The sequence below is a fragment of the Mesorhizobium sp. M0045 genome (assembly GCF_040323385.1).
Lineage (GTDB): Bacteria > Pseudomonadota > Alphaproteobacteria > Rhizobiales > Rhizobiaceae > Mesorhizobium.
Window position 1 is genome coordinate 51,667 of record NZ_JAMYUY010000014.1, and the last position, 12,348, is coordinate 64,014.

A 12,348-nucleotide genomic window follows, 5' to 3' on the forward strand; every position below is an offset into this window, starting at 1 on the left:
TAACGACAGGTTGCGGCTGGAAGCGGGGCCGTGCCGCGACGAATCGTGGGTGGTTCGATATCGCATATGGGAGCGATTTCGGCCAAAGTCTTGTCAAATGCGGCAAAACGACCAAATGTCGCGCCGGTCGCCACCGCCGCGGCGTGATAAGACGGGTCAGGATCTGTTGAGCCCCAGCATGGAAGCGGAAAAATTGCGCAGTCAAACCGGTCGAGAAACCGTCTTTGACGGCGCGATCGTGGTCGGCGCCGGCGCGGCCGGCCTTGCCGCCGCCCACGCCTTGATGAAGGCCGGCGTACCGACGCTCGTCCTGGAAAAGGAGAGCCGGCTTGCCGAACCCTGGCATCGGCGGCACCAGCGGCTGCACCTCAATACCCATCGCGATCTCTCGACGCTCCCCGGTGTCGGCTATCCCGCAGGCACCCCGGCTTTTCCGCATAAATCGGCCGTCATTCGCCATCTGAATGATTTCAGCCAGACGCATGGTCTGCCGGTCGCGTTCGGCGTTGCCGTTGAAGAGGTCACGTTCGACGGCGATCACTGGACCGTGCGGACGAACGCCGGACGTCGTCTGGCGCGCCATGTCGTCGTCGCCACCGGGCGCGACCGGCAGCCGTTTATTCCCGCGTGGAAAGGCATGAAGGATTTTGCAGGCCGGATTATCCATTCGGCCGATTTTGGCGATGCGAAGGACTACGCCGGCAAAAGGGTGCTGGTGGTCGGTGCCGGCAATTCGGGTTTCGACGCACTCAATCATCTGGCGAATGCAGACGCCCAAAGCATCTGGCTGTCGGCCCGCAACGGCCCCTCTCTGCTGCCGAAACGCATCGGCAAGGTCGCCGTCCACAGGCTTTCACCGTTAATGGCGAGCTTGCCGGTGCGGCTGGCCGATGCGGTGATGGCGACAACCCAGCGCCTGGTTTTCGGCGACCTGACGAAATTTGGGCTTCCGCCGGCGCCCACAGGCGGTGCGAGCCGTCTGAGCGCCGACTACACCGCGATCGCAGCCGACGACGGCGCGGTTCGCGCCATCAAGGCAGGCACGATCGTGGTGATGCCATCATTGCGGGAATTTACCCAGGACGGCGTCGTGTTGAATGACGGCAGGTTGATCACGCCCGATATCGTCATTGCAGCGACCGGCTATCGCACCGGTCTGGAGCAGATGGTTGGCAAGCTCGGCGTTCTCGACGGCAAGGGCGTTCCGCTTTTCAACGGCGGCGATGCCGATCCGAAATTGCCCGGCCTGTGGTTTACCGGCATGCGGCCGAGCATTCGCGGTTGTTTCGCCAATGCCCGCATTCAGGCCAGGGCGATAGCGGCGCGGATTGTCAAGCAGCGATAGTGAGCAGGGCTATGCCGATTGTACCGCCCGCAATTGACACGCCTTGTTGGAGCGTGCTCGAACCGAAAGGTCAATGATCATGACGCCAGTCAGCATTCGCTACATGGTCGATGATGTCGCCACCTCGATCGATTTCTACTGTGGACAACTGGGCTTTACCGTCGAACAGGACGCGCGACCGGCTTTTGCCTCCGTCACGCGCGGCGCGTTACGGCTCCTTCTAAGCGGACCCGGCAGTTCGGGTGCACGGGCTATGCCGGATGGCAGGCAGCCGGTGCCGGGAGGCTGGAACCGCATCCTGTTGGTGGTGCCGGACCTGAAAGAAGAGGTCGCGCACCTCAAGAGTGCTGGACTTGTCTTTCGCAACGATATCATAACGGGCGTCGGCGGTTCCCAGACCCTGCTCGAAGACCCATCGGGCAATGTCATCGAGCTGTTTCAACCCGCCGCTCACTGACGCAACAACACGGCACCTTTCGGTCCGACCAATCGAACGCCTCTCGCGATAATCCAACGCACTTCCCGAAAGCAGGACATCATGAATTCGAGACCCTCGATCGCCTTCGCCAAAATCGCCGCGCCCAAAAAGGGCAGCGTTTTCGTTCTGGCGGCCGACGAGGGCGACCTCAGCGATGCCGCCAGGGCTTGTGATCCGGCAAAGACCCTCGATCGGGCTTTTCCGGTCGCCGACTTCACTGGCAAATTCGCCAGCCTGGTCGAAGTGCTGGCACCGGAAGGGACATCGCTCGAGCGGCTGGTAGCGGTCGGTGCCGGCAAGGGCTCCAATCTCGATGATTATGGTTGGCTGAAGCTCGGTGGCACGATTGCCGCGTCCTTTCGCAAGGCAACCGAAGTGGCCGTCGTGCTCGATCTTCCCGGTGCCGCCATCAGCGGCAGGCAAGCCGTTCAGCTCGCAGCAGGCATCCTGCTGCGCAGCTATTCCTTCGACAAGTATAAGACCAAAAAGAACAATGGTGACGACAAGCGCGAGCCAAAAAAGCCGGTCAAGGTAACTATTCACACCGCCGATCCGGCAGCTGCAAAGAAGGCCTTCGCCGATGAAGCGGCGGTGATCGACGGTGTCTTGCTGGCGCGCGATTTGGTCAATGAACCGGCCAATGTTCTGGGACCGGTGGAATTCGCCACCCGCATCGCCGAACTGGAGGCGCTCGGCGTCACGGTCGAGATCCTGGCCGAGAAGGAGATGAAGAAGCTCGGCATGGGTTCGCTGCTGGGCGTAGCACAGGGCTCGCCGCGTGGCGCCCGCATCGCGGTCATGCGGTGGGACGGCGGCAAGGCCAAGGAAAGCCCGGTCGCCTTCGTCGGCAAGGGCGTCACCTTCGACACCGGCGGCAATTCGATCAAGCCGGCATCGGGCATGGAGGACATGAAGGGGGATATGGGCGGCGCTGCTGCCGTCACCGGGCTGATGCACGCGCTAGCCGCGCGCAAGGCGAAGGTCAATGTCGTCGGTATTGTCGGGCTGGTCGAAAACGCCGTCGATGGCCACGCTCAGCGACCGGGCGACATCGTCACCTCGATGTCGGGCCAGACCATCGAAGTGCTCAATACCGACGCCGAGGGCCGCTTGGTGCTGGCCGATGCGCTGTGGTACTGCAACGACCGCTTCCAGCCGAAATTCATGATCAATCTGGCGACGCTGACCGGCGCCATTATGGTCGCGCTCGGCCAGCATTATGCCGGCCTGTTTTCCAACAATGACGAGTTGGCGGACCGGCTGACGGCGGCCGGACAGGCGACGCAGGAGCGGGTGTGGCGCATGCCGCTCGGTGCCGAATACGACAAGCTGATCGATTCCAAGAATGCCGACATGAAGAACATCGGCGGCCGCCACGGCGGCGCCATCATCGCCGCACAGTTCCTGCAGCGTTTCGTCAAGGACACGCCTTGGGCGCATCTCGACATTGCCGGCACCGCTATGGGCGCTCCCTCCAACGAGATCAACCAGTCATGGGCTTCCGGCTTCGGCGTCAGGCTGCTCGACCGGCTGCTGCGCGATCATTATGAGCAATGAGCGGCTGGGGAGGGATTCCGAAAATGTAGACTGAACGCATGGCCGAGATTCTGTTTTATCACCTGACCGAATCGACGCTGGAGGATGCGCTGCCCGGCCTCCTGGAGCGCAGTATCGATCGCGGCTGGCGCGCCGTGGTGCAGACCGGCACCGAGGAACGGCGCGACGCGCTGGACCAGCATCTGTGGACTTTCCGGGACGATTCGTTCCTGGCCCACGCAACGGACCGCGAAGCCCATCCCGCCGAGCAGCCGGTTCTTCTGACCGTCGGCCCTGACAATCCGAACCAGGCGCAGATACGTTTCCTGGTCGATGGGGCGGTGCCGCCGGAGCTTGGCGGCTATCAGCGCGCCGTGTTCCTGTTCGACGGCCACGATGCAGCCCAGCTAGAGGCGGCACGCACGCACTGGAAGACAATGAAGGAGGCTGGCCACACCGTGACCTACTGGCAGCAAACGCCCGACCGGCGCTGGGAACGCAAGGCTTAGAGAATTTGCGGCCTAGTGGAATCACTGGCGCCGCAAGAATGCGACGCCAAAAAGATGGACTGCCGGCTATTCAAAAGACCTGAGCAAGCCCGATGCCGCCCGATGAACGAACACCAGGCATGCCGATAGATGCCGCACTTGTTCGCCGGCTGATTGCCGCGCAGTTCCCCAAATGGGCGGACCTGCCGGTAGAGCCGGTCGAGCCTGGCGGCTGGGACAACCGCACGTTCCGACTGGGCGATCGCATGTCGGTGCGGCTGCCGAGCGCCGCCGCCTATGTCGCCCAGGTCGAGAAGGAGCATCGCTGGCTGCCCCGTCTGGCGCCTCACCTGCCTCTGCCCATACCCGTGCCGCTGGCCAAAGGCGCGCCCGGGGAAGGCTATCCATGGCCTTGGTCCGTCTATCGCTGGCTTGGCGGCAGACCGGCGGCTGGTGGACTGATTGCCGATCTTACTGAGTTCGCCCGTTCGCTGGCCGGCTTTCTGGTTGCGCTCTACCGGATCGACGCTGCCGATGGGCCACCGGCAGGGCGGCATAATTTCCACCGCGGTGGCCGGCTTTCGGTCTACGACGCCGAGACCCGAGCCGCGCTCTCGGCGCTCGGCGGCCGCATCGACAAGGCCGCCGCCGAAGCCGTATGGGCGACCGCCCTTGCCTCGCGATGGTAAGGGCCGCCGGTCTGGGTCCATGGCGACGTCGCCTCGGGCAATCTGCTCGTCGAAGATGGCAAGCTGTGCGCGGTGGTCGATTTCGGTAGTTCGGCTATCGGCGATCCTGCCTGTGATCTGGTGATCGCGTGGACGGAATTTTACGGCGAGAGCCGTCAGGCGTTCCGCGATGCCATTGCGCTTGACGAGCACAGCTGGGCGCGCGCTCGGGGCTGGGCGTTGTGGAAGGCGCTGATCGTCGCTTCGGGACATGACGGCAATCAGCGCGAGGCGGAAAAATCGTGGCGGGTCATCAATGAGGTGCTGGCGGATCACACAAACAGTCGGAGCGAGATGGCTAATTCAGTCTGAATGCATCCCGCTCTAACAACGAAAGGCATTACTGCCCGCCCATCTCCTTCTTGAATGTATCGAAATCGACCTGCATGCCGTTGAAGATGGTGCTCCAGTGGCGGGTCAGCGCTGAAACGGCGACCGCCTCCTGGATCTCCTCGTCGGTAGCGCCGGCCCGCTTGGCGTCCTGCGTGTCCGACCAGATGCAGTAGTTGCACGGGATTTGCGCCGCCACCGCCAGCGAGATCAGTGACTTGACCTTCGGCGGCAGCGCCGTCTTGTCGCTGAGCTGGATAGCCTTGACCTCGGCCCATGCACCGGGCAGACCGGCTTTCGGGAACTGCTTTACGAAACCGGGCACCCCGCCCATGGTCGACTGGATGTCCTTGACGGTTGCGTCATACTCATCGGCATAAGAAGGAGTTGCAGCCAGCGTCAGCACACAGGCGGCGGCGAGCAGGCAGGCACGGCGGATGGAAGAATGCGTTGATGAAAGAGTACGATAGACAGACATGACGTTCTCCTCTGGCGTTTGTAGACCTTACGGTGTAAGGTAATGTCGAAAATGAACCTTACAGTGTAAGTTGTCAAGCGGCACCATGGACACATCGATCAAAAAAAAGCGACCGCGCGGTAGACTGTCTCGCGAGATGATCGAGGCTGCCGCTTTGAAGGTGATCGAGAGCGAGGGCCTCGCCGGTTTTTCGATGCGCAAGCTAGCGACTGCACTCGGCTGCGAGGCGATGAGCATCTATCACCACTTTCCTTCGGTGGCGCATCTCTTCGAAGCCTTGGTGGACCGGCTGATCGGCTCTCTCGAAATGCCCGACACGGACCTACCTTGGCGACAAAGGTTGCGCATCGCCGTGCAGGATTTCCGCCGCGTCGCGCGTGAGCACCCGGCTTTCGCCAGCTTCTTCGTTACCTACCGGATGAACTCGCCGACCTGCCTTGCGTGGCTGAACGGCATCCTCGGCCTGTTCGAGGCCGGCGGCTTCGGACCGGAACTTGGTGCGCGGCTGTTCCGTACCACCGGCTATTATCTGATGGGTGCCATCCTCGACGAGACTGCCGACTATGCGAAGGGGCCTTCGGCCGTGACCACGGTCAGCGATGAGCAACTGGCGCAGGATTTTCCAAAAGTAGCTGCGGCCGGGCGTTATTTCGGCACCGCCGAATTCGACCGGACGTTTGATCTCGGCCTTGACATGCTCCTGGACGAAATGGAGCGCGCCCGCGACGGCACCAGCGCGCCGAATACCGGGTCTTGACCTCATGCGCTCTCTGTTCGCCGTGATACTGCTCATCGGCACCGGCATCGGCGTCGTCTATCCCTGGGCGATGACCAATTTCTCCGGCCGTGAGATCGGCACCTGGAGGGTTTACGACCAGGGCCGGTTCAAGCCAGTGACGGTGGCCCTGAGCGCACGCGACGGGCCGCTACGCGTGCTGGTCGACCTAACGGCAAGAGCCGAGCGTATCGTCTCGCAGCAGCGCACCGTGTTGACCCTCACTGTCGCCACCGGCGGCAGGACGGTGCTTGCCTCGACGCTGCAGTTCAACCATTCCGACAATCCTCGGCAGGTCAGTCCGCAACTGCCGGACAGGATCTTTCGCGACGAGGCCGGCCTGATCCCGACGGTTACCGCCGGCCCCTATATTTTCACCGTTGGTCCAGGCGACGCCGAGGGCATTCCGATGCGGGCCGTCGATCTCGTCCTGCGCTCGGCTGCCGGCGAGGTCGACCGCCGGGCGCGACCGGTCGGTTTTTCCCTGATGGCGGCCGGCCTGGCCGGGCTGGTGCTGGCATTCCGTTTCGGCGGCCGCCGGCCGGAAAATCCGAATTCGCAGCCGCCACCGCCTCGCTGGGGCAGGGGCTCCAATTGAACTATCGCCACGCCTACCATGCCGGAAACTTCGCCGACGTCGTCAAGCATGTCGTGCTCAGCCGGCTGATCGAATATCTGAAGCAGAAGGACAAGGCGTTTCGGGTCATCGACACCCATGCCGGGATCGGCCGTTACGATCTGTCCTCGACCGAAGCGCAAAAGACCAGCGAATGGCAAGGCGGCATCGGCCGGCTGGTCGATGCGGCCCTCGATGCGCCGGCGGCAGCACTGCTGGTGCCGTATCTTGAAGCCGTCCGCTCGCTCAATACGGACGGCGGCGTGACAAAATACCCGGGTTCGCCGCTGATCGCCCGGCACCTGATGCGCAAGCAGGACCGGCTGTCGGCGGTCGAGTTGCATCCTAAGGATGCCGCCAGGCTGAAGTCGCTGTTTGACGGCGACTTCCAGACCCGGGTGATCGAGCTCGACGGCTGGCTGGCGCTCGGCGCGCATCTGCCGCCAAAGGAGAAGCGCGGTCTCGTCCTCATCGATCCGCCTTTCGAGGAAGAGGGCGAGTTCGGTCGCTTGGTCGACGGGCTGCAAAGAGCCCATCGGCGCTGGCCAGGAGGGATTTACGCGCTCTGGTATCCGCTCAAGGACCGCAAGGCGGTCGCCGCCTTCCGCAAGGCGCTGAAGCAGACGTGCGTTCCCAGGCTGCTCGACATCGGTTTTGAGATCAGGCCGGCCTCCGTCGAGCCGCGCCTCGATGGCTGCGGCATGGTGGTGGTCAATCCGCCCTTCACCCTGGAGGGCGAGTTGCGGACGCTGCTGCCGGCGCTGCACCGGCTGCTTGCTGTCGAGCAGCCATCGCATTGGACGCTGGACTGGCTGGCGGGAGAGTAGTTTGAGATGCGGTCCTTGCCGTTCCCTCAGTGCAACCGCGTCACCACAACCATAGTCGCTACAACCGCTTGACCGCGCGTCAGCGAATCCGCACACTGCGCGCAGTCGACCTTGAGAGGCTGCCATGACTCGCTTCGCCCAATCCGCCCTTGCCGCACTGCTCGCCGTTTGCACGCCGCTGGCTGCGCCTCTCGGCGTTACTCAGGCGGTGCAGGCCGCCGACCTTGCAATCTATACCGACGAGGACAGCGGCGTGTGCGGCGAGGCCTGGGTGCTGAACAAAATCACCGACCACTTCTCCTATCAGGTGCATCACGTGCCGCATCTGCCGGATGTGCAGATCGTCGACTTCCAGCGCATCCACCAGCATCGCTATCTGCCGGCCGACGACATCTGGCCGATCGGTCGCCGTTATTGCGGCGCCACCGTCAGCCTCTCCGACGGTCGCGCCCGCACCATCTGGTACTTGATCGAGGAAGGCCAGGGTTTTGCCTCGATCGGCGACAATGTCGAATTCTGCGTGTCGGGCTTCGACCGCTGGATGGTCTACAACGGCCGCTGCCGCGTCCTGCGCTGATCGCGCACTCGCTGATTCCGACTTTTTAGCACCGGCCACCTGATCGACCGTTACCGTTTCCATGCGGCGCAGCATTCGCGGGAAGCGCGATCTGCTGTCACGAGTTTGCGGGGAAACAGCACCACATGGATTTGCTTGTTTATACTGTTGCTCTCGGCGCGGTCGTTGCAGGCTTCGTCCAGGGGCTTTCCGGGTTCGCTTTCAGCCTGGTTGCCATGTCGATTTGGGTTTGGACCGTGGAGCCCCAGCTGGCTGCTGCCATGGCGGTCTTTGGGGCGCTCACCGGTCAGATCATCGCTGCCGTCACCGTCCGCCGGGGTTTCGACCTCAGGCTTCTGCTGCCCTTCCTGATCGGCGGGACCATAGGGATTCCGGTCGGTGTCGCCATCCTGCCCTTGCTGGATGTGCAGTTGTTCAAGCTGGTCTTCGGCGCGCTGCTGGTCGTTTGGTGTCCCTTGATGCTCTTTGCGCGTCGCCTCCCTCCCATCACGGTCGGGGGTCCTGTTGCAGACGGTGCAATAGGTCTGGTCGGCGGCATCATGGGTGGACTTGGCGGCTTCACCGGCCCGGTTCCAACGCTGTGGTGCGTGCTGCGTCAATGGGAAAAGGACAGGCAGCGTATTGTCATCCAGAATTTCAACCTTGTGACCCTCTCCATGACGATGGCCGCCTATCTTGCGGCCGGAAAGGTCAAGCTCGAAATGCTGCCAATGTTTGCCGTCGTCGCGCCGGCGATGTTGATACCGACACTCCTTGGCGCGAGACTCTACATCGGCGTTACCGAGGCGACTTTTCGAAAGATCGTCCTCACACTCTTGGCCGCATCAGGTGCGGCATTGTTGGCATCGTCCCTGCCGCACCTCATAAGCCGGCTTTGAACGAAACACAGAAATCCCGACTTCCGCTGTGCTATGCGCTATCGACCGGTACGGCCCGCTCCCGATAGGTAGGCGCAGATCAGTTCGACGAGTTGCTTTTGCAGTTCCGGCGCGGCGAGCATGTTCCGGCGTGCCGCGTTGTGGATCACACCTTCGATCGCTGACGACAGCACGCGCGCCACGGCCTCCGTGTCGGCGCCTTTCCGTGGCTTGCGATAACTGGCGACAGCAGTCGCATAGTGATTGAGGTATTGTGCCTGGAACGAAGCATGGGCGGCCCTGGAGCCGCGATCGCCCGGCGCCTCGTCGAGCAGCACCTGGTGTAGTGTCGGGTGAATGCTGTGTGCCGCGATCATGCCGCGCACCAGCTCCTGCGCGAACGTCCTGAGCGGCTTTTGGTCTTCCGCCGAATCGCGAATGACCGACAGCACATGATCGAAGTGACGGCGCCGGACGGCTGCGAGCAGGGAGAGCTTGTCGGGAAAATACTGGTAGAGCGTGCCGATGCTCACACCTGCTGTCTCGGCCACCTTGTTGGTGGTGAAGCCGGCCCAGCCCAGCCCGCTCAGAACATGAGCCGCTGCCTCGATGATCGCCTCGACGGTTGCCCTGGAACGCGCCTGGCGCGGCTGCTTGCGCATGCGCGGATGCGGTCTTGCAATGCGAGTAGACACGCCCGCTCAGTCTCCTGAAAATATAAACAACATACTCGCATTTCCGGAAAAGGACACCGACCATGAGTGCGCTCGCTCTGCTTCGCAGCCTGTTTGCCTATCAGGCCTGGGCCAATGACGAACTGCTGGAAAAGCTCGCGAGTCTCGACCCGCATGTTCACGGCAAGGAACGGCAGGCCGTGATACGGCTCGTCGATCACAGCCATGTGGTGTCGCGGATATTCTCGGCGCACCTGGTTGAGGCAAGCCATGGCTACTCCGCCGACACCAATGAGGACACGCCGGCGTTCGACGAACTTCGCGCCGCGGTCGCAGCGACCGATCGCTGGTATCTCGATTATCTCGAAACCGTTTCGTCGCGGCAGCTGTCCGAGCCCGTCGCCTTCGTGTTCACCGACGGGGATAAGGCATTGATGTCGCGACAGGAAATGCTGACCCACGTCGTACCACACGGCGGCTATCATCGCGGTGAAGCGGGGCGCATCCTGGCACAGATCTCCGTCATGCCGCCATGGGATACCTTCGCCGTCCATCTCCACAGGGCCGAGCCTTCGCGCCGGCTGCAGATGAGCCGTGAGCCGCTCGGCGCCTGAACGGCCAAGCGCTTTCGATCACGCGGTCGGCTCGACCGGATCTATCGAACGATATCCTGTCCTTCAGAAATGTGAGCTGTCTGCTTACTTTCATCGCGTCGTGCAAGATAGTGCAGCGGCGTGCTCGTCGCGTTGCTTCCTACTTACCTGTAGTTTATCTTTTCAAACAAGACGAGGCGGGCGACCGCCTTCGTTCTGGACAATGTTCGCGCTGAGCGTCGGACGTTGAAGCGCAAAGCTGGTCGAAAAGGTCATGAGCTTGACGAGAAGACCGGTCGAGATAGAGCGGCCAGAATTTCTGTCGCAGAACTTCACTGCGGGAGACAAAGATTCGCAGCCGGTTTTTGCGCGGGTAAAATGGTCGTGCGCTCGCCGTAACCGAAACTTAAGCTGCAAAAATCATTCTAATGCTTCGCTGGCTAGCAAGCCGCGAGTCAGATATGCAATGCGCGCCGGGTCAATAACGGCCGTCGGCACAACGGAAGGGGCATGATATGGCTAAGCAGTCATCCAAGGCGCCGGCATCCAAGGCACCGGCAAAGAAAGCACCAGCAAAAGCAGCCGCGGCAAAGGCCGCAACTGCTGTGAAGAAAGCGGCACCCGCTGCCAAAGCGAAGGCCGCCGCGCCTAAGGCAAAAGCAGCGCCGGCCAAAAAGCCGGCCGCCAAGGCCGCGGCAAAACCGGCCGTGAAGAAAGCAGCGCCTGCCAAGGCAAAGGCAGCACCGGCCAAGGCTGCACCCGCAAAGAAGGCGGCACCGGCCAAGAAGCCGGCTGCAAAGGCCGCGGCGAAGCCAGCTGCGAAGAAGGCAGCACCGGCAAAGGCCGCCGCTGCGAAATCTTCTGCGGCAGTGAAGAAAGCAGCGCCCGCGGCCAAGCCGAAGGCAGCGCCCGCAAAGGCGAAGGCCAAGAAGTAGTCGCCGCCCTGCTACCGTGGGGACAATACTCAAGACAGTCAGGGCGGGATGCCGGACAGGCGCCTCGCTTCTTGGTTGACGGTCGGGCAGAACGAGAAAGTGGCGGGAGGAAGACGTCTTTTCGCAGCTCCCAGGGCTTCGCCATGCGGCGAAGTCCGGTGGGATTTTTGTGGCTGCCAAAGGCCAACCTTCGGTGCAAGGCCGAGTTGGTAGCCAATCGGATTTGGATTGTCCGACCCGCTCGCGTCTGCCGCCGCACTGCGGCTTATCGCATCGCGATTGACGTAGAGACAATGGATGTACGCTGGCGGCGCGGTTTTCCGCCTCTGGCCGTTGCTGAACCCTGCATGATCGGTCAACAGTGCCCACGCACGAGCCCCTGTCGGAATCGATTTTCGGTGAGGGTCATGCGCGAAGTCACAATGCTACCGCGTCCTTTTGCGCGTCCAACGGGGCATATGGAGCGGTAGCCGGCAAACCGGAATCGACAATGCCCAGACTGCTCTACGCGTCTACTTCCCCCTACAGTTCCAAGGTGCGCATGGCAGCACTTTATGCTGGCATCGCGGTCGATCTCGTGCCGATAAAGACCGAGGAAAGGCCGGCCGAACTGATCGGCGCCAATCCGCTCGGCAAGATCCCGGTGCTGGTGCTCGATGACGGCCGCTCGGTCCACGACAGCCGCGCCATCACCCAGCATCTCAACCGGATGTCGAAGAACGCATTGTTTCCGCGCAATCCCGACAGGCGCCTTGAGGCGGAGGTGCTGGAGGCATTGGCCGACGGTATCTGCGACTGCGCGCTGTCGATGGTCTATGAGCGGCGCACGCGGCCGGAAGAGATGGTCTACCAGCCTTGGCTCGAGCGCCAGTGGACGAAGATTTCGGCCGCGCTCGATCTGCTCAACGCCAATCCGCCGAAGCTGCCGAAGAAAATCACCCTCGGCCAGATCGCATTGCGCGCCTGCCTTGGCTATCTCTCGCTGCGCTTCGCCGGAAAATGGGAAAAGGGCCGCGGCCGGCTGACGCGCTGGGCGGCACGCTTCGACGAGAAGTTCCCGGAACTGAAGCCCGCCATCCCGGCTTGAAGGCGGGCGGCCTCAACCGGTGCC

14 protein-coding genes and 1 pseudogene are annotated in these 12,348 nt (G+C 62.5%); 13 read left to right on the plus strand and 2 right to left on the minus strand.

Translation table 11 applies throughout. The annotated features are described in order from the left end of the window. Positions 1-178: 178 nt before the first annotated feature. The 5 genes and pseudogenes from NKJ72_RS21225 to NKJ72_RS21245 all read left to right on the plus strand — a co-directional run bounded on the left by NKJ72_RS21225 (position 179) and on the right by NKJ72_RS21245 (position 4,887). Complete coding sequence (locus tag NKJ72_RS21225; protein ID WP_352479241.1) at positions 179-1,345, plus strand: flavin-containing monooxygenase; 1,167 nt, start codon at positions 179-181, stop codon at positions 1,343-1,345. Between the two features lie 73 nt (positions 1,346-1,418). Beyond that, entirely contained in the window at positions 1,419-1,802 is a 384-nt protein-coding gene (locus NKJ72_RS21230) for a VOC family protein (protein WP_352479242.1), read from the plus strand. An 81-nt stretch (positions 1,803-1,883) separates the two neighbouring features. Beyond that, positions 1,884-3,380, plus strand: a complete 1,497-nt coding sequence (locus NKJ72_RS21235) for a leucyl aminopeptidase (protein WP_352479243.1) — start codon at positions 1,884-1,886, stop codon at positions 3,378-3,380. Between the two features lie 38 nt (positions 3,381-3,418). Continuing rightward, positions 3,419-3,868 (plus strand): DNA polymerase III subunit chi, encoded by a 450-nt coding sequence (locus NKJ72_RS21240; protein ID WP_023719810.1) that lies wholly within the window; start codon positions 3,419-3,421, stop codon positions 3,866-3,868. 92 nt (positions 3,869-3,960) lie between these two features. Beyond that, positions 3,961-4,887, plus strand: a pseudogene (locus NKJ72_RS21245) (aminoglycoside phosphotransferase family protein). Between the two features lie 28 nt (positions 4,888-4,915). Here NKJ72_RS21245 and NKJ72_RS21250 read toward each other — a convergent pair. Then, positions 4,916-5,383: a carboxymuconolactone decarboxylase family protein gene (locus NKJ72_RS21250; RefSeq protein WP_254820302.1), complete on the minus strand. Its 468-nt coding sequence runs from the start codon at positions 5,381-5,383 to the stop codon at positions 4,916-4,918. An 85-nt stretch (positions 5,384-5,468) separates the two neighbouring features. On the opposite strand from NKJ72_RS21250, the gene NKJ72_RS21255 reads away from it, so the two are divergent. From NKJ72_RS21255 to NKJ72_RS21275, 5 genes are all read left to right on the plus strand, one after another. Then, entirely contained in the window at positions 5,469-6,140 is a 672-nt protein-coding gene (locus NKJ72_RS21255; protein ID WP_352479244.1) for a TetR/AcrR family transcriptional regulator, read from the plus strand. Positions 6,141-6,144: 4 nt separating this feature from the next. After that, positions 6,145-6,756 carry a hypothetical protein gene (locus NKJ72_RS21260; RefSeq protein ID WP_352479245.1) on the plus strand — a complete coding sequence of 204 codons (612 nt, stop codon included), beginning with the start codon at positions 6,145-6,147 and terminating at the stop codon, positions 6,754-6,756. After that, entirely contained in the window at positions 6,753-7,601 is an 849-nt protein-coding gene (locus NKJ72_RS21265) for a 23S rRNA (adenine(2030)-N(6))-methyltransferase RlmJ (protein WP_352479246.1), read from the plus strand. Before NKJ72_RS21260 ends, NKJ72_RS21265 begins: the two co-directional genes overlap by 4 nt. Positions 7,602-7,725: 124 nt before the next feature. Then, complete coding sequence (locus NKJ72_RS21270; protein ID WP_352479247.1) at positions 7,726-8,178, plus strand: hypothetical protein; 453 nt, start codon at positions 7,726-7,728, stop codon at positions 8,176-8,178. A 125-nt stretch (positions 8,179-8,303) separates the two neighbouring features. Continuing rightward, positions 8,304-9,056: a sulfite exporter TauE/SafE family protein gene (locus tag NKJ72_RS21275; RefSeq protein ID WP_352479248.1), complete on the plus strand. Its 753-nt coding sequence runs from the start codon at positions 8,304-8,306 to the stop codon at positions 9,054-9,056. A gap of 38 nt (positions 9,057-9,094) precedes the next feature. Here the strand turns inward: NKJ72_RS21275 and NKJ72_RS21280 are convergent, their stop codons facing one another. Then, entirely contained in the window at positions 9,095-9,730 is a 636-nt protein-coding gene (locus NKJ72_RS21280; RefSeq protein WP_352479249.1) for a TetR/AcrR family transcriptional regulator, read from the minus strand. A gap of 62 nt (positions 9,731-9,792) precedes the next feature. Between NKJ72_RS21280 and NKJ72_RS21285 the strand changes: the two genes are divergently transcribed. The 3 genes from NKJ72_RS21285 to NKJ72_RS21295 all read left to right on the plus strand — a co-directional run bounded on the left by NKJ72_RS21285 (position 9,793) and on the right by NKJ72_RS21295 (position 12,324). Further along, positions 9,793-10,323 (plus strand): DinB family protein, encoded by a 531-nt coding sequence (locus tag NKJ72_RS21285; protein ID WP_352479250.1) that lies wholly within the window; start codon positions 9,793-9,795, stop codon positions 10,321-10,323. Positions 10,324-10,817: 494 nt separating this feature from the next. Continuing rightward, positions 10,818-11,237, plus strand: a complete 420-nt coding sequence (locus NKJ72_RS21290; RefSeq protein ID WP_352479251.1) for a hypothetical protein — start codon at positions 10,818-10,820, stop codon at positions 11,235-11,237. 490 nt (positions 11,238-11,727) lie between these two features. Then, on the plus strand, positions 11,728-12,324 hold the full coding sequence (locus NKJ72_RS21295; RefSeq protein WP_352479252.1) for a glutathione S-transferase family protein: 597 nt from the start codon (positions 11,728-11,730) through the stop codon (positions 12,322-12,324). Positions 12,325-12,348: the final 24 nt, after the last annotated feature.